Consider the following 22,651-nt stretch of genomic DNA (forward strand, 5'->3'; position numbering starts at 1 on the left):
GATGAAAATTAAGGCAAATTCAGTCGAAGAGTATTTAAACAATGTTCCAGATGAAAGGAAATCTGCTTTCAGGAAATTGTATGAAGCAGTTTCACACCATTTACCTCCAGGTTTTCAGGAAGAATTGAGTTACGGCATAATCGGCTGGAATATTCCTTTGGAAACTTATCCCGCCGGTTATCATTGTACGCCAAATACGCCGTTGCCTTTTATAAATCTGGCTTCACAGAAAAATTTTATCGCACTTTATCACATGGGAATTTATGCGAATCCGGAATTGCTGCAATGGTTTGTTGAAGAGTTTCCGAAATATTCCAATCAAAAATTAGATATGGGAAAATCCTGCATTCGTTTTAAGAAAATGGAGGCAATTCCTTTTGAGCTCATTGCGAAACTTTGCGAGAAAATGACTCCTGAAAATTGGATTGCATTGTACGAGAAATTGCATAAAAAGTAAAAAAAAATTTCCGACAGAATTACTGGAATTTTGTTTAAAAAAATCTGTGTAATCCGTTAAATCTGTTAGAAATTACAGCAATTCGCCTTTTGTGAACTCTTGTTTTCAATGCATTTCACTTCAACTTTTGTGACTTTTGTGGTTAAAAAATTGTGGTTGAAAACCTATTCCCGCAAAACTTTTATCCTTCCATCATTCCAAATGCGAATGACCGAAGATCCGGAAAATTCTGAAATTTTATCGTGGTTCTCTTCCGCTACAAAATCAACAGCATTAACAAGCTCTTTTGAAATATCCGAAAATTTCATAGGAGATTTTTCTCCGCTAAAGTTTGCAGAGGTAGAAACTAAAGGTTTATTCAGCTTTGTAATGATTTTTTTTAAAAATAAATCATCGACCAACCGAATTCCGATGCTGCCATCTTCTGCCAAAATTTCTTTCGGTAAACCTTTTGGGTTGTCGTAAATTAAAGTCACCGGTTTTTCCGAAAGATCCATAATTTCCCACGCCATTTCCGGAACTTCCACCAAATCTTGCAACCGCTTTGCAGATTCTACCAAAATGATCATGGATTTGTTTTTCTCCCGCTTTTTGATTTCAAAAATTTTGTTGATGGCATCAATATTCGTCGCATCACACCCAATTCCCCAAATGGTATCAGTTGGGTAAAGAATGGTTCCGCCGGATTTTAAAGTTTCGATGATTTGTTCCATGAGTTTTTTTAATGTTTTTAAAGACCTTTTCGACCTTTGCAAAAGTAATTAAAAATAGAATGTCTTTCAAGGATCCGTTCTTACCATTCATCAATGCTTTTAAATATTCTTTCCCATAAATTTGTAATCTAAAATCTAAAATCTAAAATCTAAAATCTAAAATCTAAAATATGGAATTAGGAATAGGAATGTTTGGCGATTTAGCGTTCGACCAAAAAACGGGAAAATATCAGGATGCAGGAACAAAAATCCGGGAAATTTTGCAACAGGTAAAATTGATGGATGAAGTCGGAATCGATGTTTTCGCAATGGGAGAACATCATCGCGCAGATTATGCCGTTTCGTCGCCGGAAATGGTTTTGGCTGCAGCGGCAAGTATTACAAAAAACATCAAATTAGCAAGTGGAGTAACGGTTTTGAGTTCCTCTGAACCTGTAAAAGTATATGAAGATTTCGCTACTTTAGATTTAATTTCAGACGGAAGAGCCGAATTATTTGTAGGTCGCGGAAGTTTCATCGAATCTTTTCCTTTATATGGTTATTCTTTAAATGATTACGAACAGCTTTTCGATGAAAAATTAGATTTGCTGCTGAAAATAAATTCGGAAGAAAATGTTTCCTGGAAAGGAAAACTTCGCGCTCCGATGGACAATCAAACCGTTTATCCGAGAGCAAAAAATAATGGAAAACTTCCAATTTGGCGAGCGGTTGGTGGAACTCCGCAATCGGTTTTGAGTGCTGCGAAATTAGGAATGCCTTTAGTAGTCGCGATTATTGGTGGAATGCCGATTCAGTTTAAAAATTTAATTCAATTCTACAAACAGGAATATTTGGCTGCAGGTTTTCCGGAATCTGAAATGCAAATCGCCATTCATTCCCATACTTTGGTGAGTGAAGATCAAAAGGTGATCGAGGGATATTTCCAAAATTATAAAGATCAAAAGGACCGAATTGGCGCAACCAGAGGTTGGTCTCCGTACACAAAAATGCAGTATGAAGGCGGAAGAGCAAAAGATGGCGCCTTATTTATCGGCAATGTGAGTGAAGTTGCAGATAAAATCGCTTACATGAAAGAAATTTTTGGCATCACCAGATTTGTTGGTCACATGGATGTTGGAGCGCCGGAAAATGAGGTGATGATGAAATCCATCGAACTATTTGGCGAAAAAGTGGCACCACTTGTAAGATAACGATGATTCCATCGAAAATTATTCGGTGGAATTTTCTTCGCTTTTAAGATCAAATTTCTTACTTTTACCATTATGCACGAAAAAGCAAAAGATCCTTTACACGGAAAACGTCTCGATACCATTTTGGAAGAACTCGTCGATTATTACGAAGGTTTCGAAGAATTGGGAAAGCAAATCAACATCAAGTGTTTTACGGATAATCCGAGCATCAAATCTTCTTTAAAATTTTTACGAAAAACAGATTGGGCCAGAACAAAAGTGGAAAGTTTGTATGTTTATGTTTTGAGAAAGAAAAAACAGAACGAGCAAAATTTTTAGTTTTTTACCACGAATGCACGAATTTCTATTTTTCCAATTTTACATTCTGCTTTTTTTAACTTCTATGCGTTTAAAAGTTAAATTAAAACTTTTGTGACTTTTGTGGTTAAAAGATCTAATCCAAAAACTTCCCTGAAACATAATACCACCGATTATTTAATTTCTCAAAAAGCGAGATTTCATGGTGGATTTGCGTAGTTCCGTTTTCGTCGTTATAATGCGCTTTAAATTCTACGAGATTCTTCCCGGAAGTTTTTATAATTTCCAGTTTTGTCCAGTCATTCATTTCTCCCCATTCTTGCAGATCTTTTTTGTTGTGCAATTTTCTTTTTGCCGGAAAAGTCGTGTCCATCAAATATTCTCCATTTGGAATGGCAAAAGCAGAAAACCGTGAACGCATCAATTCTTCCGCAGTTTGTGGAAATTTTGTTTTCGTATGAAAAGGTTTGCAACACTCTTCGTAGGATTTTCCGGAGCAACAAGGACAGTTCATTTTGTTATTTTAAATTTGGAAAATACCTTTCCTCAATAATATTTAAATGATGCAAATTATGTCCGACAATTAATTTCCCTAAAGTTTCCACGGAAATTTCGTTACCGTTCGCAACTCCTTTTCTGGAAAGGATCTCTTGATTTAAATTTTCGAAAAATAAGAGGTTTGATTTTCTTAAAAAGTCGAATTCCTCCATTAAATTTTTCAAAGAAATCTGCTCCAAAAAATATTCTTTTGCATAGAATTCCTCGTCCCAACCGGAAAGTTCCGTTTGGTCATTTCTCGAAAATCTTAAGGCGCGATAAATGAAAATCCGTTCTGCATCAATTAGATGTTGAAGCAGTTCTTTTAAAGTCCATTTTCCTTCTGCATAAGCAAAATTGGATTGTTCTTCGGAAAAATCTGAATAAATTTTCAGCGTTTTTTCTCCCGAAATTTTTAGTTCTTCCACCCAATCCTCACTCGGAACCAAATCGAGGTATCTTTGGATGTATTTTTGAAATTCGGTCATTATCGAATTATTTAAAACCACAAAAGTCACAAAAGTTAAATTTACAGTACAGCTATAATATTCAACTTTTAAAGGAGAAATAAGATTATTTCCACTTTAAAAAGAAATGATTTCGCTTTTAATAGAAAAGAACTTTTGTGACTTTTGTGGTGAAATAAAATATTATTGTTATGCGAAAGCTCTTTCCAAATCTGCAATTAAGTCTTCTGCGTCCTCGATTCCTACGCTTAATCGTACCAAATCGTCGGTAATTCCTAGTTCTGCACGTTTTTCTGCAGGAATTGAAGCATGCGTCATCAAAGCAGGATGATTCGCCAAAGATTCTACGCCACCTAAAGATTCTGCCAAAGTGAACACTTTTACTTTCTCTAAAAACTTAATGGAATCTTCTTTTTTTCCTGATTTAAAGGTGAAAGAAACCATTCCCCCGAAATCTTTCATCTGTCTTTTTGCCAACTCATGTTGTGGATGAGATTCCAATCCCGGATAAATTACTTGGGCAACTGCAGGATGAGATTCCAGATATTTTGCGACTTTCATCCCGTTGTCAGAATGTCTTTGCATTCTTAAAGCCAAAGTTTTGATTCCTCTTAAAACCAAATAAGAATCGTGTGGACCTAGAATTCCGCCACTTGCAAACTGAATAAAATGGAGTTTTTCGCCCAGTTCTGCAGTTTTTGCAATCAAAGCTCCTGCAATCACATCGGAATGTCCGCCTAAATATTTTGTTGCAGAATGCATCACGATATCTGCACCCAAATCCAAAGGAAGCTGCAAATATGGCGACGCAAAAGTATTGTCAACCGCAACTAAAATGTCTTTTCCTTTTACCATTTCTGTCACCGCTTTGATATCGACCAATTTCATCAAAGGATTTGTAGGAGTTTCGAGCCAGATTAATTTGGTTTTATCTGTAATTAATCCAGAAATTTTTGAAACATCATCAAAACTCACAAACGTAAATTTCAATTGATATTTTTCAAACAAACGCGTGAACATTCTGTACGTTCCACCGTAAAGATCATCAACCGCGATGATTTCATCTCCTGGATTTAATAATTTCAGCACACAGTCAATTGCAGCCAAACCAGAACCGAAAGCCAAACCTCTTGCTCCGTTTTCGATAGAAGCTAAACTGTCTTCTAAAGCTTGTCTGGTTGGATTTGCAGCTCTGGAATATTCGTAACCGGAATGAATTCCCGGAGATTTTTGCGCAAATGTGGAAGTTAAAAATACTGGGACATTTACCGATCCTGTTGCTGATTCGTGGTGTTGTCCACCGTGTATTACTTTTGTATTAAAATTCATAATTTTATAATTTAGCAATATATCAATTTAACAGTTTACCAATGATTGTTACATGGTTAAACTGTTAAATTGCTACATTAATTTTACATTTTTATCGCTGCTTTCTGTGCAAATTCTTCTGCCATTTCTTCCATCCATTGTGCGACATCTTCTTCGCCGGTTGCTCTTTCGTAGGTATTGCTCAGTGAAATTAAAATTTGGTGCAGGAACATTTTCATGTCATCAACTGGCATATCTTTAGTCCAAAGATCAATTCGAAGTGCTTCCTTTTTGGCATCGTCCCAAACAGAAATCATCGTTGCTTTGGTTTCTTCTTTTTCGATGCCGCCATCTTCTGCATTCCAGGTCATTTTTTCGGGAACATTGTTTTCGTCAAGTTCAATGTCTATGGTAATTTGGGTCTTTTTCATATCGTTAATTTTATAATTTGCTAATATTTGGATGATTGTATTTTTCAAATCATCACATTTGCACATTAGTTCTTCGGTTTGTAGTGGCTTTGATTAAAAATTTCCTGAGCGCTCATCTTTAAAAAATCGGGGAGTTTTACTTCTGGTTTTTCGGTAAAGAACTTTTTGCAAATTTGCCACCCGATAAATATTCCTACTTGTGGGGAGGATTCGTTGTCGATTTCAGTATAAAATTTCGAAAACGGTCCGGGTTTTATGAACCGCTCTTTCAAACGAATGTCATCACTGAAAACCAAATTGTTCTCCACAAAAAAATTCCAGATGTTGACCTCGTTTTCCTTTGACCATTCGTATTGTTTCTGCGAATAATTCATTTTCAAATAATCGGGAAAATTGGGAAGAAACGCATCTTGCAGCGTCAAAATCTTACCGTTATAGATTAAGTCATCGATAAATTTTTGATGATCAGTATTGGGTTGCACGAAATTTTCAGCCAGTATTTCAGAAACTTTCGGAACAATGTTCTGTGGATTCATCGACGTTTGAAAATAGTTTTCCAATCCTTTATAATTAGGATTGTTTTCGCCCATGAAACCCGTAACATCAATAAAAACCATATTTTCTTTTGTTTGATAGAAAACAGGTTCCATCACACCTTGAAGTACTGATGAATAAAGAAAAACTTTGGGATCTTTGAATTGTGGGAAATAATATTTCACCTGTGAAAATAAATCGGTGAGTTCTTTATTCAGTTTTGCAATATCGATTTTAGAAATGGCTTCTTTGTAAATTTTTGCTTCCTCCTGATCGGTTCTTCTTATTGCAAAATCCTCATCTGGTACTGTTCCTTGAAACCAAGGATATTTCTTTTTGAAATCTTCCAGAGGAACATTTGGGGAATAAAATTCCTTGGAAATATCGACAACCTGTACTTTTTGTGCGGGATTTGTAATTTCAACTTTCCATTGGTTTTCGGGATTTTTTTTGCAAGAAATCACTCCGAGAACGAATGCAGATGAAACGGCTACATATTTAAAAAACTTCATTATTTTTACATCAGATTTAAGAACAGCAAAAATAAGCAATTTTAAGGTTTTAACTCATTTAAATTCTTAAAGCTTTAAAAATCATCAATACCAAATGCAAACAGAAAAAATAACAGAAAGAATAGTTTCCTGGCTGAAAGATTACGCCCAAAAAGCCAATGTTAAAGGATATATCATCGGAGTTTCGGGTGGTGTAGATTCCGGGGTGGTTTCTACACTTTGTGCAATGACGGGTTTAAAAGTGATTGCGGTAGAAATGCCGATTCGCCAAAAAGCAGATCAAGTAAATCGCGCTTTGGAACATATTCAATTCTTAGAGAATAAATTCCCGAATGTGGAAGGAAAATCCGTCGATTTGAATGAACCTTTCGAGGCTTTGTACAAAACTTTTGATGTGAAAGACGACGAATTTCCCGCCGAAAAACTGGCTTTTGCAAACACTCGCGCTCGATTAAGAATGCTGACTTTGTATTATTATGGGCAAATTAACGGACTTTTGGTTTGCGGAACCGGGAATAAAGTGGAAGATTTTGGAATTGGTTTTTATACGAAATATGGTGATGGTGGAGTAGATGTTTCCCCGATAGCAGATTTGTACAAAACGGAAGTTTATGCTTTGGCAAGAAGTTTAGATTTGCCAGAATCTATTAAAAATGCAATCCCAACTGATGGACTTTGGGATGTTGACCGAACCGATGAACAACAAATTGGGGCAACTTATCCTGAACTCGAAAAAATTCAGAAAGAGTGGGGAACAAAATCAGAAGCAGATTATAGTGGAAGAGATTTGGAGGTTTTCAAAATTTTCAGCCGAATGAATAAAGCGGCGCAACATAAAATACAGCCAATTCCGGTGTGCGATATTCCGGAAGAATGGCGGAAATAATTTGAAAATTTGAGAATTCAGTAATTTGAGGATTAATGATTGTTTATTTTTCAAATTCGAATAGCTCATTTTCAAATCTGTACCTTATTACATGATCAAATTAAAACTATGAACAGACAAAATATAAAACTCGCTCTTTTTTTCATCATCGGTTTGTTGACCGCTTTTTTGGTGATGTATTTCATTCAGAACTATAGAATTGAAAAGAAAAATACTGAGGTTTCAACTACCGAAATTACATCAAACACCAATTCGAAGGCGGGAAATTCTGCAGATTTCAGTACTTCCTCGTCGGGAAATTCTGCAAATATTGATGAACTGACCAATGAAAATAAAGTCATCAATTATGTAAAGTCCAATAAAAGTCTTCCAGATTATTACGTTACCAAATCGGAAGCAAAAAGAAACGGTTGGGTTCCCTCTAAAGGAAATTTATGTGATGTTTTGCCCGGAAAAGCAATTGGCGGCGACAAATTCAGCAACAGAGAAAAAAATCTCCCTGGAAACGGCCAATATTTTGAAGCCGACGTGAATTACAATTGTGGCAACCGAAATGCAGACCGAATTGTCTTCACCAAAAATGGCGATGTTTACTTGACGAAGGATCATTATAGGAGTTTTGAAAAGCAGTAGGAGAGGTGAGAAGCGAGAAGCAAGAGAAAAGAATAAAGAGTAAAGAATAAAGAATAAAGATGCGAGAATATTGTTTTAGGATGCGAGAATATAAATTCAATATGAAAGAATATTAAAATAGGATGCAAGAATATAGTTTACATAAACGAGAATATAGTTTTAAGACGCAAGAATATAAATTCAACATGCAAGAATATTAAAATAGGAAGCAAGAATATAGTTTACATAGACAAGAATATTGTTTTAGGATGCAAGAATATAAATTCAACATGCAAGAATATTAAAATAGGAAGCAAGAATATAGTTTACATAGACAAGAATATTGTTTTAGGATGCAAGAATATAAATTCAACATGCAAGAATATTAAAATAGGATGCAAGAATATTGTTTACAAACGCAAGAATATACTTTACATAGACGAGAATATTGTTTTAGGATGCAAGAATATAAATTCAACATGCAAGAATATTAAAATAGGAAGCAAGAAGCTAGAGGCAAAAAGCAAGAAGCAAAAACCAAAAACCAAAAACTGACAACCAACAACTGACAACCAACAACCAAAACTGACAACCAACAACAATGAAAACAATATACATCGACTTTACGGACCTTGGAGATTATGAGGATTTTTATGCGCAACTGAAAGAAAAATTGAAGCTGCCGGAATTTTTCGGTGATAATTTGGATGCGCTTTATGATTCCTTAACCGGATTTGTAGAAATGCCACTTCATCTGGAATTTGTAAATATGAGCGTAGAACAATTGGAGGTTTTCGAAGATCTATTGCTTACGCTGGAAGATGCAGATGATGAACTGGAAGATTTTACTTTTTCTTATTTCCTGGTTCAATATGAAGAGGATGATGAGGAAGGCGAAATTTCTGAGGAGTAAATTTTTTGGTGAATTCTTTCTGGTGAATTTTAGTAAAAGTATTTCAAAGATTGTATTTTCTTTTTTGAGGTTTATGCAGAATTTTTTCCACTTAAAACTTTTGTGATTACACCATTTTTAAAACCGATATAAAACAAAAAAACCACCAAGTCGGTGGTTTTTGTGATATGAAGAAGAAAATGAAACTATTTTAAAGCGGTCAATAAATCAACTCCATCTACAGTTGCCCAAGCTCCTGTAGGTAAAGAAACTTTTGTTACCGTTGCAGCATTTGTGAAAGTGGCGCCTCCATTTGTTGCTGCGTAACCCCAAACTCCTAAATTATCTGAATTAACATAGTTTAAAGGAGATACAACTACTTTACTTGGAGTGGTATTTACCTGGCTGTTATTTGTTGCATCGTCTTGTATAAGAACTGCATATGCATTTTTACCACCAAGGTTTTTATAACCGCTGACATACACGTTAGAAAAAATTCCGGATCCTTGTTTTTTGAACTGAATAGCGCTTATTTCTGTAGAACCCGCTACTTCCGGATTAGTGTTTGCATCTCTTATTAAAGTGATGTTTGAGATTTTTGGAGCCGTATTGTCAGTATTCCCAGATGCCTCGATCTCCATTCCGAAATTACCGGTCACTGTTTGAAAAGCGAACCAGTTGCTGTTGTTTTGTCCCTTCCAGGCATCCTGCCAGTCAAATGCATCATCAAAATTTCCGTAGGACACAATGTTTCTTGCACTTACTGTTCCTCCAAAAAATTCAAAACCATCATCTGTTCCTTTATATGCTACCAGATTTTCTAAAATAGTACCGTCACCTACGGAGTAGAAAGTAAATGTGTTGGTTTCAGATGTTCCGTCCCCAATTTTTTTACCTGCATATTCCACTCTCACGAATTTTAAGATCCCTGAGCTGGAGTTCGCATCAGTACCACCGTATGTAAGAGCATTGCCGTCTTCTGATACTGCTGTTGCATTACCGTTAACAGCTTTTATAGGAGCTCTTCCGTAAACCGTAATTCCACCCCATCCACCGGCTACTTTAGCGGTAGTGGAAAATACGATAGGTTCTGCAGCAGATCCGATCGCCAATATTTTGCCGCCCTGCAATACAACCAAACTTGAAGAAACATTGGTAGAAACAGTAAATGTTGCGCCTGGTTCAATGGTAAGTGTAGCGCCGTCTGCTACTTTTACAATTCCTTCTAATACATAATTTCCTTTTTTTACGGTAAGGTCTTTGGTAATATCTCCGGATAATTTGCCGCCTTCTGGTAATACACCCGTAGTTGTTCCTGGAGTTGAAATGGTTTCTCCATCGCCGGTGCGTTCGTTAATGTCAATTGTACATGAAGATACGCTTAAGAGTAATGTTAATGATAGTAAAGTTAAAAAATTTGTTTTCATTATATTTTAAGATTTAAATTTAAAAAGTTAGTTTTAGAAGGTGTAACCCACTGTTGCGTTGAAAGTGATTCCGTTATAATAGTTATTGATGGCGGTTAAATCTTCTCTTTGTAGAGGAAGATAACTGTCTTCCATTTCTACACGGTATTTGGTATTTAAAATGTTTTGAACGCCTAGTTTGATATTCCAGTTTTTATCAATTTGATTTTGATGTACCAAATCTAACTGGTGAAAAGGTTTCTCAAAATAATGTCCTAAACCTGCACCTCCAACAGTAAGTATTTTTGAACCGGAGACGTTATATACCAAAGAAACTGTTTTGGTGAAATTTTTCAGATTCTTGTACTCATACTTTAAATCTGCATTGATGACGTAAGGAGCAGCACCCTGCAAACCTCTTTTTTTCAATTGATCCAGATTGATAAAATCTGGTTTTTCTAATTCTAATTGTTCTTCACTTCTTTCAACATTAGAATACATGAAGGTTGTATTTATCCCTAATGCAAATTTGTCTAATGATTCAGAAATTCTGCCTAAGCTTAAAATTCCTTCAAGTTCTACACCTGCAAGTTCTGCTCTCTTTGCATTAAAAAAAGTAAATGCAATACCTGCTGCATTTCCCGAATTTTTTAGCCCTTTTTCAATCGCATTATCTATTCTCTTGGCAAATAAATTAACAGCAAACATTTCTTTGTTCGTTGGGAAATATTCCCACTTCAGATCGATGTTATAGTTTTCGCTGTTTTGAATATTTTCATTCCCAAGAATAGTGGTATTATCTGGATTCACATATTCTATCGGCATTGTTTCGATAAGAACTGGTCGAGTAATTGTTTTACTCAAAGATAATCTAATGTTATTTTTATCATTGATTGCCTTTTTAATCGAAATCGATGGTAAAATGTAATTATTATTAGGTTTAAGAGTGGTTGTTTTAGCAATAGCATTTCTATGAAAGCGAATAATTCTCATATCATTCTCCAATCTACCTCCAAGTAAAATATCCCAGCTTTCGGAAGGTTTGTAATTAAAATTCAGATAACCTGCATTCACAAACTGGTATATATTGGAAAGGTAGCTGTAGCTGTCACTTCCCTCTTCGTAATTGAATTTATTATTCAGTATAGCATTATTGAACGTGGTTTGCGGTTGATCAATATTGATGATAGACGTTTCGTTTAAATTCCGAGGATTTCGACTAAAGATAAAACGGTAGGAGTTTTCTCTCACATCTGCAAAACCATTATAACCGATCGATAATTGCATTGGGTAATCTTTGCGATCCCCTTTATCTCCCAGTAAAACTGAATATTCTCCGTAAGCCGATCCGTAAAATCTTCCGTTAACATCTAAATACTGGCGAACCAGGTTATTCCCTCCATAAGAGATAACAGCTTTTGTAAAATCTGTTGGATAGTCAACTTCGAAAATCTTCCGGTCCGGCTGGCTGTAATTATTCATCACATAACTTGCTCCGGCTTTGAATAAATGTCTTTCTCCTAATTTTTGCGAAGCCGTTAATTGTAAATCTAAAAATCTGGAAATATCCTGTTGATTGGTTCGAAAAAATCTTATGTCATTTACATTACCTAATTTAAAACCGTTGAAATCTTCAATGATATTGGTCGAATTTTGTAGATAAATCGCATTAAGGTTGACGTTGGTTCCCTTGTTTTTATAGCCTAAACCTAAGAGAGCAGAGGATTCTGTTTCATACTCGTAAGACTTTTTATTTAAAAGATTATTGGGTTGAATCACTGACCCATTTCTTTGGAACAAATTATTATCACCATTTCGGTAGGTATACTTTGCCGCTTGGTTTAAAGAGAATAAAAATGAAAGAGTGCTTGCTTCTCCCACGTTAAATTTTTGTGCCGTTGTAAAACCAATTCCTGTATTCGGCATAGATTTTACGTTATCAACATTCCAGGAACCTTTAAAAGAATTTAATGATTGTTGCGCCGAAAAATTGTAATTGGATGGTCTGGAATCTCTTATCTCACCCGGTAATCTTCGATCCTCCGAGTTCTGTCCCAAATAACCTTCAATTCCGCTCGCTCCTTCAGCTACTTTAAAATTGTCTCTAAAAGTGCTCAAAGTGTTTACGCCAACATTGAATTCAACTTTACTGAAAGGCTTATCAATCGTTAAAGTTTCAATATCGAAAGTTGCACCGGCAAAATCTCCGTAAAGATTAGAATTAAATGTTTTGTAGATATTCAGTTTCCCCACCACATCGGTAGGAAACTGTTTTAAAGCAATAATTTTCTGAAAAGGGTTGTTGGATGGTGAACCAAGACCGTTGATCAAAAGATAATTATAACGCTCCTCCAAACCTCTTACAAAAAGACCGCGACCTTCAACCGTTGTAATTCCGGTAATTTTTGTTAGACCTTGTTCTACATTAGAAATGCCTTTTCGGGAAATTTCTTCGGCTCCCATCGCCTGTTTCTGGATAATTGCTTTTTTTTGATCCCCTAAAATTGCGGTTTCAGATTTTTTATTTCCACTGGAAATAATAGTAACTCCTTCGATATTTTTTTCCTTTCGTATGGTGTCTTTTTCCACTTTTTGTCCGTAAATGATAGTTGTAGAGGACAACATGAATAATACGGCAACACTGAGTTTTCTGATTTTCATTACTTCTTTCATTAGTTTCTTATTCGATGCAAAGGAATGGATTGTGCGATTATTTGGTGTTGCTTAAGTTTTAAGTTTGTTTTAAGAAATGTTTAACAGAACAGCGTCTGTGTTAATTTTTTATGAATATTTAAAAAGCCCGTGTTTCTCCTATTAAATTTGATTAATTTTGAAAGGTTAAAAAGTAAAAATGAAACAGAAAAAAATTCTTTTAATTGACGATGAGCATGATATTTTGGAGATTCTTTCCTATAATTTGGAGAAAGAAGGCTACGAAGTATTTACCGCGACCAACGGAAATGAAGGAATAGAAATGGCGAAACAGATCCTTCCCGATTTGATTCTTCTCGATGTGATGATGCCGGAAAAAGATGGGATTGAAACCTGTCAGGATTTACGCAAGATCAAAGAACTCCAAAAAACATTAATCGTTTTTCTTTCGGCACGAAGCGAAGAGTTTTCGCAATTGGCGGGTTTTCAAGCAGGTGCAAATGATTATATCGTGAAAATCATTAAGCCTAAAGTTTTGATTTCTAAGGTGAATGCACTTTTACAACTGACTTCTCAGGTTTCAGGTTCCTCCAAAAACATTGAAATTGGGGATTTAATTATCGATAAAGATATTTTCAGAGTTTCCAAAGCTGGACAATTATTTATGCTCCCCAAAAAAGAGTTCGATCTGCTTTATTTGCTCGCTTCAAATACCGATAAAGTCTTCAAACGCGACGAAATACTGGAAAAAGTTTGGGGAAATGATGTCATTGTGGGTGAAAGAACCATCGATGTTCATATCCGAAGACTTCGAGAAAAATTAGGAATCAATACCATTCAAACGCTCAAAGGAATTGGTTACAAATTAGTTGTGTAAATTTGTAAGATGAGGTTTCACAAATTAACTTTGCTTGCTTCGGTTTTCCTCACCATTGCAATGTCTTTTATCGCCTTGGTTTTCGATTATACCAAAGATCAAATTGTTCATGATCAGGCAACTTTTAATATTGTCTTTATCAGTTGTGTGGTGCTTATTTTTGTGCTGAATTACATTATTCTAGATTCACTTTTTACGGTTTACGGTAAAAAACAAATTCGCAGGATTTCTACTATTTTACCGAATGAGTTCAGTCCTGAAGACGATAACGAATTAAACTTTCAGGAGTTGGGTGAAATGGTTTCTCAATTTAGCCAGAAAAATGCAACAGAATTAGATACCATGAAAGAGATGGAGATCTATCGGAAAGAATATATCGGCAACGTTTCCCATGAACTGAAAACTCCGCTTTTTTCCATTCAGGGCTATTTAGAAACGCTCATTGATGGCGGTGTGGAAGATCTTGCAATACGCGATAAATATCTGGAGAGAATTGATAAATCGGTAGAAAGATTGCTTACAATTGTAAAAGATCTAGACATGATCAACCAATATGAATCCGGTGAAATCAGCCTCAATATTTCAATTTTCGATATCAATGTTTTAATCAAAGAAATTATAGATCTCCTTGATTTGGAAGCACAAAAAAAAGATTCGAAAGTTCAGCTTCAGACTTCCTCCTCGCAAATTTTGGTGAAAGCCGATAAACACAAAATAGCGCAGGTTCTGATCAATTTAATTTCAAACGCTATTCATTACGCCAATCGCGATAAAGCGCAGATTATCATCCGAACGAATATTCTCAAAAATAAAGTTTTGGTCGAAGTAAAAGATAACGGAATGGGAATTAAGCCCGAAAACTTACCACGAATTTTCGAAAGATTTTATCGCGTAGAAACCAGCAGAAACCGCACAGATGGAGGTTCTGGACTCGGTTTAGCAATCGTAAAACATATTTTGGAAGCGCACGGCGAAAATATTTCTGTACAAAGTGTATATTTGGAAGGAACTCAATTCAGTTTTTTGCTGGAAAAAAGCATTTAGAAATCGCAAAATGTAAGCAAAACTTTTTAATAAAAAAGCGCTGATATTTTTTTTGTCAAAATGCAATTGTTTTATATTTGTACCCGAAAATTATTGAAGCAGACTAACCAAAACATTTAAAGGAAAAGATGATTTATAAGATCCGTGTAATTTTAGACGCCAAAGATGATATTTTTAGAGATGTCGAAATCAAAGAAAAACAAACACTTTGGAATCTGCACTTGGGAATCAAAAGTGCATTTAGTCTAATGGGCGATGATTTGTCCGTGTTTCATTTATTAGATAAAGATGGAGTGGTGCTGAAATCAGTTCCGTTGGAAGATATGAGCGATGATGGCGACGGCGAAATTATGAGTGATGTTTACCTCTCCGAAGCTTTCGAGGACAAAGGAGCCAAAATTCAGTTTCAATACGGTTTTATGGATTTGTGGGAGTTTTTCTGTGAATTGGTAGAAGAAATAGATGAAAAACCTGCCGTAAATTATCCAATTACGGTGTTCCGCTTCGGAAATATGCCTTTGAAAGCACCAAGCAAAACCGCTAAGAAAATGGGCAAAAATTCGGTGATCCCTTTATTGGATGATGAATTTGGAAGTTTTGAAGATGAGTTTAATGCAAGCAGTTTTGCAGATGAAGATGAAGACGATTTCGATGATGAAGAAGATGACTACAACGATAATTTCGACGAAGTTGACAACGACGATATTTAATTATACAAAACCTCTTTTTTTTAAGAGGTTTTTTTGTGCGCAAAAGTTCAGCGTTAGAAGGAATTTCTTGTAGTGCTTGAAATAAAAATCAATATATTTGTCCTAAATCATTAAGAATGAAAAAGCTTTTACTTTTATCAATCATCGGTTTGGGAATTCTTTCCTGCACCACGCAAAAAACTACAAAAATGACCAATTCACCAAGCGAGTGGAAACACCATACCAATATTTACGAAGTTAACTTAAGACAATACACCAAAGAAGGAACGTTTCGTGCGTTCGAAAAAGAAATGCCGCGTTTGAAAGAAATGGGTGTAAAAACACTTTGGTTGATGCCAATTACGCCGATTTCTCAAAAGGTGAAAAAGGGAACAATGGGAAGTCAATACGCAGCGCATGATTATGTTTCCATCAATCCAGAATTCGGAAATTTAGAAGATTTCAAACATTTGGTCGATGAAGCGCACAAAATGGGTTTCAATGTGATCATCGATTGGGTCGCAAATCACACCGGTTGGGATCATGTTTGGACCAAATCACATCCGGAATATTATTTGAAAGATCCTAAAACAAACGATTTTCAGATCGCTTCCGGAATGGATGATATTATCGAACTGGATTACAAAAATCCCGCGATGCGACGAGCAATGATCGATGCCATGAAATTTTGGGTAAAAGAAACCAATATCGACGGATTTCGTTGCGATTTAGCAAGTTGGGTAGAAGTCGATTTCTGGCAGCAAGCAAGACCGGAAGTGGAGAAAATAAAACCCTTGTTTTTCATCGGTGAATTTGATGAACTCGATAATCCCGATTACGGAAAAGTTTTCGACGCCAGTTATTCCTGGACTTGGATGCATAAAACGGCGGATTATTATAAAAAAGATTTGCCTCTTTCTGAATTGAAAGATTTGCTCATTAAATATTCTGCAATTGGCGATGAGTCAATGAGAGCTTGGTTTACGACGAATCATGATGAAAATACATGGAACGGAACCGAATATGAAAAATATGGTTTGATTGCAAAACCTCTTGCCGTTTTTTCTGCAACGTGGAATGGAGTTCCGCTTTTGTATTCCGGACAAGAATTGCCCAATATGAAACGATTGGAATTTTTTGAAAAAGATGTAATTAACTGGAACGGCAACAATCAAATGGCTTCGTTCTATCAAACTTTATTGAATTTAAAATCTACCAATCCAGCTTTGCGAGGCGGTGATTCTAATGTTACTACTTATTTTTTGAAAACTTCAGCCGACGATAAAATTTTAGCGTACGTTAGAAAAAATGGAAAAGATGAGGTTTTGGTTGTTTTGAATATGTCGAAAGAAGTCGTTAATTTTAAAATTGAAGATGAACAAGTTTCCGGAAGTTTCAAAAATGTTTTTGATCAAACAAAACGGGATTTTGCTACCCATAAAAATTTCGAAATGAAAGCTGGAGATTACGCAGTTTTTGAGAGATAAGGAATCAACCCTTTCAGCCTTTTAAAGGCTGAAAGGGTTTTGTAAATACGAAAGTATGCAAATAGAAAAAATTGAATTTGGAAAATTTTATCATATTTTCAACAGAGGAAATAACAGTCAAGATATTTTCTTTGAAGAAGAGAATTACCTCTATTTTTTGAAACTTTTGACCAAATATATTTTTCCTGTTGCAGATATTTATTGTTATTGCTTAATGAATAACCATTTTCATTTATTGATTAGAATTAAAGAATTTGAAGAGTTGGTATTGTCGGATTTTACATTTTCAACAGTAGAAAAACCAAAAAGCTTTGATGCTTCAAGACAATTTTCTCATTTTTTTAATGCTTACACTTTGGCAATCAATAAAAGATACAAAAGATCCGGAAGTTTATTCGAAAAGCCTTTTGAAAGAAAATTGGTTGAGAATGAAACTTATTTAGTACAATTGATATTGGATATTCATAATAATCCGAAAAACCACGGTATTGTAGATCGTGCTGAAGATTATAAATGGAGTTCTTATCATGCAATTCTTTCAGATTCACCCACTAAACTTCAGAGAAATAAAGTATTAGAATACTTTGATGATAGAGAGAATTTTGTTTTTTGTCATCGAATTGATTAAAATTAAAACAACCCTTTCAGCCTTTTAAAGGCTGAAAGGGTTTCGAAAAATATGAACAAATCCGAAATCCTTCAAATCATCCAGAAAAAATTATCTGAAAAAATTGATAATTTAGAACGATTGATCGACGAAACCCGTGCTTCCAACAACGAAACCAAAAGTTCCATGGGCGATAAATATGAGACGTCGCGGGAAATGGTGCAACAGGAAATTAACAACCTTCAAATTCAGTTGAATGAAAATCTGCGGGCAAAAAATTCGTTGAAATTAATGAATATTAATGCGCATCAAATTGTTGGTTTGGGAAGTCTTGTAAAAACCGATAAAGGTCTTTTTTATATTGCCGTTTCGTTGGGAGAAATAATTTTTAATGATGATAAAATATTTGTCATTTCTACAGAAAGTCCTTTGGCAAAGGCAATGTCGGGAAAATCTCAAAATGCAGAATTTTCTTTCAATAATAACAAACAACAAATTGTAAAAATTTGGTAAATTTGAAAATGCTTTTTTCATATTTTCAAATGAGCGCATGATCACATTTTCAAATTAATTTCAATGCAAAATTACCTCGACTTACTTCAACATATTTTAGATAACGGAACCGATAAAACCGACCGAACCGGAACTGGAACCAGAAGCGTTTTTGGTTATCAGTTGCGTTATGATTTATCTAAAGGATTTCCTTTGGTTACTACAAAAAAAGTGCATTTAAAGTCCATTATTTATGAATTAATGTGGTTCATTAAAGGTGATACAAACACTAAATATTTAACGGATAACGGAGTTTCGATCTGGAATGAATGGGCGGATGAAAATGGAGATTTAGGTCCTGTTTATGGCGCACAATGGCGAAGTTGGACCGGAGCAAATGGAAAAATAGTCGATCAGTTTTCTGAAGTGATTGAGCAAATTAAAAAAAATCCGGATTCCCGAAGATTGATCGTTTCCGCCTGGAATGCTGCTGAAATTCCAAACATGGCTTTAGCGCCGTGTCACGCGATGTTCCAGTTTTATGTTGCGGATGGCAAATTATCCCTTCAATTGTACCAAAGAAGTGCAGATGTTTTTCTCGGAGTTCCCTTTAATATTGCGAGTTATGCCTTGCTTTTAATGATGGTTGCGCAGGTTTGTGATTTAGAAGTTGGAGATTACGTTCACACTTTTGGTGATGTTCATATTTATAATAATCATTTTGAGCAGGTTCAAAGACAACTTTCGCGTACGCCGAAATCTTTGCCAACCATGAAATTAAATCCTGAAATTAAAAATATTTTTGATTTTGATTTTGAAGATTTTACACTAGAAAATTACACTCCGGATCCGGGAATTAAAGCGCCGGTTGCGATATAGAAATTATCTTTAACTTTGATAAAAATTAAGTCAAATGGAATTGACCATACAATTAGAAGACAACGCCGATATTTCTTTCATCAAGAAACTGCTTTCACAAATAAAAGGCATTAAAAGCGTTGATGTATCCGAAGAAGATAAAACCTACTCTTGGGATGAAATTGAAAATTCAGAATATTTTGGGAAAGTGATGGAGCAGAGTCGCGAACAAATAAATAACGGCGAATACATAGAGCATTCTGAAGAATTAATGAATTCTATTTTTAGAAAAAAATGAAAATCAGATATTCAAAAAATGCTTTGAAAACGCTTCAAGAAATTATTGAATTTTTGGAATCCAAATGGACGGATAAAGAAATCCAGAACTTAAATAATGACTTTGAAAAATTCATACAATCTCTAAATGATAGAATTATATCCTATCCAAAAATAAATTCCAAAGATAATTTAAGGTTTGCTTTAATTGGAAAAAAACAAGTTAAAGTGTTTTTTGAATTACATGATGATTCTGTTGAAATTTTATTATTTTGGGCCAATAAAAAAGACCCTGAAAATTTAAAATATTTATTGAATCTCAAATAAAAACCTAGTGAAGTGCGACTTCACTTTTTTTGTAACTTTTTGTAAAAAGATCGTACTTATCACCAATGAAATCTTTAAAGATAAACCTCGAAGAAAAAGCTGATTTTGCGAAAATGGCAGAACTGTTTATGCAGATTAAAGGCATTAAATCAATCGAAATCATCGATGATGAAAACGCAGAAAGTGACCTGAAAAAAGCTTTTGCGAAAAGTAAAGAACAGTTAAAAAAAGGCGAATACGAAACGATTGTAAATGATATTTTCGATCTTTTGCTTCACCCAAAATCAAAATAAATGATCTTATGAAATCGCCATTAACAATTTTGTAAACAAACACTCATGAAGATTAGGCGATAACAGATGACAAATAAAAAACAATAAAAATCTACATATGAAATCGCCATTAACAAGTTTTTAAACAAACACTCATGAAGACTAGGCGATAACATATGACAAATAAAAAACAATAAAAATCTACATGTGAAATCGCCATTAACAAGTTTTTAAACAAACACACATGAAGATTAGGCGATAACACATGACAAATAAAAAACAATAAATATTTACATATGAAAAAAATTGTAGTCGCTCTCGGATTACTCGGAGTGATGCTTTCCGGAAATACATTCGCACAAACCGAAACTTCCGGCAGAACCGAAATTTACCGACAAACGCACACCAAAACTACAGAATTGAAACACACCAAACTAAAGGTGAATTTCGATTACCAAAAAGAACAAATGGGCGGCGAAGAATGGTTAACTGCTTCTCCCTATTTTTATCCCACTGATTCTTTGGTTTTGAACGCTAAAGGAATGTTGATCCACGAAGTGGCTTTAAATAAAAATGGCAGCAAAAGTCCGTTAAAATATGAGTATAAAGACGATCTACTCAAAATAAATCTTGATAAAACCTACAACAAAAATCAAGATTATACGGTTTACATCAAATATACCGCTCGTCCAAACGAGGTTTCTCAAAAAGGAAGCGCAGCAATTTCTGACGCAAAAGGTTTGTATTTTATCAATGCGCAAGGAAAAGATGCCGATAAACCTACCCAAATTTGGACGCAAGGAGAAACCGAATCCAGTTCAGCCTGGTTTCCAACAATTGACAAAACCAACCAAAAAACCACCCAGGAAATTTACATGACCGTTCCCGATAAATACGTGACTTTATCCAATGGAATCATGAAATCTTCTACCAAAGAAAGTGGCGGTTTGCGCACCGATCATTGGGTGATGGATAAAAAACATGCGCCTTATCTGTTTTTCATGGGAGTTGGTGAATACGCCGTTGTGAAAGATAAATGGAGAAATATCGAGGTAGATTATTATGTTGAAAAAGAATATGAACCTTTCGCAAAACAGATTTTCGGGAACACACCCGAAATGATCGAGTTCTTTTCTAAAAGATTAAGTTACGATTATCCGTGGTCTAAATATGCGCAAATTACCGGAAGAGATTTCGTTTCCGGCGCCATGGAAAACACCACTGCAACGCTTCATCAGGAATCTGCACAACAAAAACCGGGAGATTTAATTGATGAAAACCGCTGGGAAGATACCATTGCTCACGAATTGTTTCACCATTGGTTTGGTGATTTAGTCACCGCTGAAAGTTGGAGCAATTTGACCGTAAACGAATCCTTCGCCAACTACTCGCAATACCTTTGGAACGAGCATAAATATGGAAAAGATATCGCAGATTACGGATTAATGAAAGAGATCCGAGGATATATGATGGATCCTTCTAACATTTCGAAAGATTTGGTGCGTTTCAATTATCATTCGCGAGAAGACATGTTCGATGGCGTTTCTTATAATAAAGGTGGCGCAATTCTACACATGCTGCGAAATTATGTAGGCGACGATGCTTTTTTTGCAGGATTAACCGATTATTTAAAAACCAACGAGTTCGGAACCGGCGAAGCACATCAACTGCGATTGTCTCTAGAAAAAGTTTCGGGGAAAGATTTAAACTGGTTTTTTAACCAATGGTATTTTGGAAACGGAAACCCGAAAATTTCTTATACAAGCAGTTTTGAGCCTGTCAAAAAAGCAGTAACAATTACGCTGAGTCAAAATCAGATTGGGCAGAATTTTCAGTTTCCTTTAGCGATCGATATTTTCGAAAACGGAAAACCTACCAGAAAAAATGTTTGGGTGAGCGCAAAAGAGAAAAACGATTTCACTTTTCAGGTGAGCAAAAATCCAGATTTGGTCAATCTAAATTCAGATGGCGTTTTGCTTGCAGAAATTACGGATACTAAAACTCCGGAGCAGTTTTTAATTCAATATCAAAATTCAACGCAGTTTTTGAGCAGATACAAAGCGGTAGAAAACGCAATTGAAAACCTCACGAAAAATCCGGCGGCTTTAAAAACAGTGGTTGCAGCTTTAAAAGATTCCAATTTCAGAATTCGGGGAAAAGCTCTTGTCGGTTTAGATTTGTCTAAACCTGACCAAGCAAAAGCAGCACTCGCAGAAGTGGAAAAAATGGCTTCGAGCGATCCCAAAACACTCGTTCAGGGTGCGGCAATTTCAGCTTTAGGAAAAATAAAAGATAAAAAATACCTGCCTCTTTTTGAAAAAGGAATGAATTCGGTTTCCAATTCGGTGAAGGCCAATTCTCTTGCAGGGATTGCAGCAGTTGATCCGTCGCGAATTGCTTCGTTGGCTGATAAAATTGATCTCGAAGGAGCAGATGAAGAAGTGATCGCCGAACTTATGCCCATCATCGTTAAAAATAAAATTGAAAAGCAAATGGCTGCAATTGCATCTACCGCGGCGTTTTATCCTTTTATTAAATTTCAAAAACCAGAATTAGGCGACGCTGCAGAAGCTGGATTTAACTGGATTATGAGTTCTGATCATTTGAAAGCTACGGAAAATGTTACCAAAGTTTTAACGCAGGTGAAAGGTCAAATTGGTCAGAATCCGCAAGCGAAAATGATGATTGTACAGATTTTAAAAGATGGTCTTGAGAAAAAGATGGTCGTTCTAAAGGCAAATCCTTCAAGTTCAACCATTCATCAGCAAATTGATTTGATTAATAAAACGATTGAAGTTTATAAATAATTTCAAAAATCGTAACTGAAC

At 35.3% G+C, this 22,651-nt stretch carries 25 protein-coding genes; 17 read left to right on the forward strand and 8 right to left on the reverse strand.

Annotation, left to right across the window (positions count from 1 at the left end):
- Position 1 precedes the first annotated feature (1 nt).
- Positions 2-457, forward strand: a complete 456-nt coding sequence (locus BW932_RS12665; RefSeq protein WP_076388156.1) for a DUF1801 domain-containing protein — start codon at positions 2-4, stop codon at positions 455-457.
- Positions 458-621: 164 nt separating this feature from the next.
- On the opposite strand, the gene BW932_RS12670 is transcribed toward BW932_RS12665, so the two are convergent.
- Positions 622-1,170, reverse strand: coding sequence for an L-threonylcarbamoyladenylate synthase (locus BW932_RS12670; RefSeq protein ID WP_076388158.1), 549 nt, complete (start codon positions 1,168-1,170; stop codon positions 622-624).
- 170 nt (positions 1,171-1,340) lie between these two features.
- Between BW932_RS12670 and BW932_RS12675 the strand changes: the two genes are divergently transcribed.
- Both BW932_RS12675 and BW932_RS12680 read left to right on the forward strand, forming a co-directional pair.
- Positions 1,341-2,360, forward strand: a complete 1,020-nt coding sequence (locus tag BW932_RS12675; RefSeq protein WP_076388160.1) for an LLM class flavin-dependent oxidoreductase — start codon at positions 1,341-1,343, stop codon at positions 2,358-2,360.
- A 72-nt stretch (positions 2,361-2,432) separates the two neighbouring features.
- The gene (locus BW932_RS12680) at positions 2,433-2,678 is read left to right on the forward strand and encodes a VF530 family protein (protein WP_076388162.1); all 246 of its coding nucleotides are present in this window, start codon (positions 2,433-2,435) and stop codon (positions 2,676-2,678) included.
- Positions 2,679-2,793: 115 nt separating this feature from the next.
- Here BW932_RS12680 and BW932_RS12685 read toward each other — a convergent pair whose 3' ends face one another.
- The 5 genes from BW932_RS12685 to gldB all read right to left on the reverse strand — a co-directional run bounded on the left by BW932_RS12685 (position 2,794) and on the right by gldB (position 6,446).
- The gene (locus tag BW932_RS12685) at positions 2,794-3,171 is read right to left on the reverse strand and encodes a YchJ family protein (RefSeq protein WP_076388164.1); all 378 of its coding nucleotides are present in this window, start codon (positions 3,169-3,171) and stop codon (positions 2,794-2,796) included.
- Between the two features lie 4 nt (positions 3,172-3,175).
- Positions 3,176-3,682 carry a DinB family protein gene (locus BW932_RS12690; RefSeq protein WP_076388166.1) on the reverse strand — a complete coding sequence of 169 codons (507 nt, stop codon included), beginning with the start codon at positions 3,680-3,682 and terminating at the stop codon, positions 3,176-3,178.
- 168 nt (positions 3,683-3,850) lie between these two features.
- Complete coding sequence (locus tag BW932_RS12695) at positions 3,851-4,990, reverse strand: cystathionine gamma-synthase (protein ID WP_076388168.1); 1,140 nt, start codon at positions 4,988-4,990, stop codon at positions 3,851-3,853.
- A gap of 83 nt (positions 4,991-5,073) precedes the next feature.
- Positions 5,074-5,400, reverse strand: coding sequence for a gliding motility protein GldC (gene gldC, locus BW932_RS12700; RefSeq protein ID WP_076388257.1), 327 nt, complete (start codon positions 5,398-5,400; stop codon positions 5,074-5,076).
- Between the two features lie 65 nt (positions 5,401-5,465).
- A complete protein-coding gene (gene gldB / locus BW932_RS12705) occupies positions 5,466-6,446 on the reverse strand; it encodes a gliding motility lipoprotein GldB (RefSeq protein ID WP_084566524.1) in 981 nt (326 codons plus the stop codon).
- Positions 6,447-6,540: 94 nt separating this feature from the next.
- Between gldB and nadE the strand changes: the two genes are divergently transcribed.
- The 3 genes from nadE (at position 6,541) to BW932_RS12720 (ending at position 8,857) form a co-directional block, all read left to right on the forward strand.
- Complete coding sequence (gene nadE / locus BW932_RS12710) at positions 6,541-7,332, forward strand: NAD(+) synthase (protein ID WP_076388170.1); 792 nt, start codon at positions 6,541-6,543, stop codon at positions 7,330-7,332.
- 108 nt (positions 7,333-7,440) lie between these two features.
- A complete protein-coding gene (locus tag BW932_RS12715; RefSeq protein ID WP_143745564.1) occupies positions 7,441-7,965 on the forward strand; it encodes a ribonuclease domain-containing protein in 525 nt (174 codons plus the stop codon).
- Positions 7,966-8,545: 580 nt separating this feature from the next.
- On the forward strand, positions 8,546-8,857 hold the full coding sequence (locus BW932_RS12720; RefSeq protein ID WP_076388171.1) for a barstar family protein: 312 nt from the start codon (positions 8,546-8,548) through the stop codon (positions 8,855-8,857).
- A 185-nt stretch (positions 8,858-9,042) separates the two neighbouring features.
- On the opposite strand, the gene BW932_RS12725 is transcribed toward BW932_RS12720, so the two are convergent.
- Both BW932_RS12725 and BW932_RS12730 read right to left on the reverse strand, forming a co-directional pair.
- Positions 9,043-10,263 (reverse strand): hypothetical protein, encoded by a 1,221-nt coding sequence (locus BW932_RS12725; RefSeq protein WP_076388173.1) that lies wholly within the window; start codon positions 10,261-10,263, stop codon positions 9,043-9,045.
- Between the two features lie 33 nt (positions 10,264-10,296).
- On the reverse strand, positions 10,297-12,903 hold the full coding sequence (locus tag BW932_RS12730; RefSeq protein WP_076388263.1) for a TonB-dependent receptor plug domain-containing protein: 2,607 nt from the start codon (positions 12,901-12,903) through the stop codon (positions 10,297-10,299).
- Positions 12,904-13,093: 190 nt separating this feature from the next.
- Here BW932_RS12730 and BW932_RS12735 point away from each other — a divergent pair, with 190 nt between their 5' ends.
- From BW932_RS12735 to BW932_RS12785, 11 genes are all read left to right on the forward strand, one after another.
- Positions 13,094-13,771 carry a response regulator transcription factor gene (locus BW932_RS12735; RefSeq protein ID WP_076388175.1) on the forward strand — a complete coding sequence of 226 codons (678 nt, stop codon included), beginning with the start codon at positions 13,094-13,096 and terminating at the stop codon, positions 13,769-13,771.
- Between the two features lie 9 nt (positions 13,772-13,780).
- A complete protein-coding gene (locus BW932_RS12740) occupies positions 13,781-14,815 on the forward strand; it encodes a sensor histidine kinase (RefSeq protein WP_076388177.1) in 1,035 nt (344 codons plus the stop codon).
- A 128-nt stretch (positions 14,816-14,943) separates the two neighbouring features.
- A complete protein-coding gene (locus BW932_RS12745; RefSeq protein ID WP_076388179.1) occupies positions 14,944-15,525 on the forward strand; it encodes an IS1096 element passenger TnpR family protein in 582 nt (193 codons plus the stop codon).
- Positions 15,526-15,641: 116 nt separating this feature from the next.
- Positions 15,642-16,991 (forward strand): alpha-amylase family glycosyl hydrolase, encoded by a 1,350-nt coding sequence (locus BW932_RS12750; RefSeq protein ID WP_076388181.1) that lies wholly within the window; start codon positions 15,642-15,644, stop codon positions 16,989-16,991.
- 55 nt (positions 16,992-17,046) lie between these two features.
- Positions 17,047-17,619: a hypothetical protein gene (locus tag BW932_RS12755; RefSeq protein ID WP_076388183.1), complete on the forward strand. Its 573-nt coding sequence runs from the start codon at positions 17,047-17,049 to the stop codon at positions 17,617-17,619.
- Positions 17,620-17,670: 51 nt separating this feature from the next.
- Positions 17,671-18,111 (forward strand): hypothetical protein, encoded by a 441-nt coding sequence (locus tag BW932_RS12760; protein WP_076388185.1) that lies wholly within the window; start codon positions 17,671-17,673, stop codon positions 18,109-18,111.
- Between the two features lie 63 nt (positions 18,112-18,174).
- Positions 18,175-18,969 (forward strand): thymidylate synthase, encoded by a 795-nt coding sequence (locus BW932_RS12765; RefSeq protein ID WP_076388187.1) that lies wholly within the window; start codon positions 18,175-18,177, stop codon positions 18,967-18,969.
- 34 nt (positions 18,970-19,003) lie between these two features.
- Positions 19,004-19,246 carry a hypothetical protein gene (locus BW932_RS12770; protein ID WP_076388189.1) on the forward strand — a complete coding sequence of 81 codons (243 nt, stop codon included), beginning with the start codon at positions 19,004-19,006 and terminating at the stop codon, positions 19,244-19,246.
- Positions 19,243-19,551 (forward strand): type II toxin-antitoxin system RelE/ParE family toxin, encoded by a 309-nt coding sequence (locus BW932_RS12775; RefSeq protein ID WP_076388191.1) that lies wholly within the window; start codon positions 19,243-19,245, stop codon positions 19,549-19,551. The genes BW932_RS12770 and BW932_RS12775 overlap by 4 nt, the downstream gene beginning before the upstream one ends.
- 65 nt (positions 19,552-19,616) lie before the next feature.
- Entirely contained in the window at positions 19,617-19,844 is a 228-nt protein-coding gene (locus BW932_RS12780) for a hypothetical protein (RefSeq protein ID WP_076388193.1), read from the forward strand.
- A gap of 275 nt (positions 19,845-20,119) precedes the next feature.
- Entirely contained in the window at positions 20,120-22,630 is a 2,511-nt protein-coding gene (locus tag BW932_RS12785) for a M1 family aminopeptidase (protein ID WP_076388195.1), read from the forward strand.
- Positions 22,631-22,651: the final 21 nt, after the last annotated feature.

This window comes from Kaistella chaponensis (assembly GCF_900156725.1).
GTDB lineage: Bacteria > Bacteroidota > Bacteroidia > Flavobacteriales > Weeksellaceae > Kaistella > Kaistella chaponensis.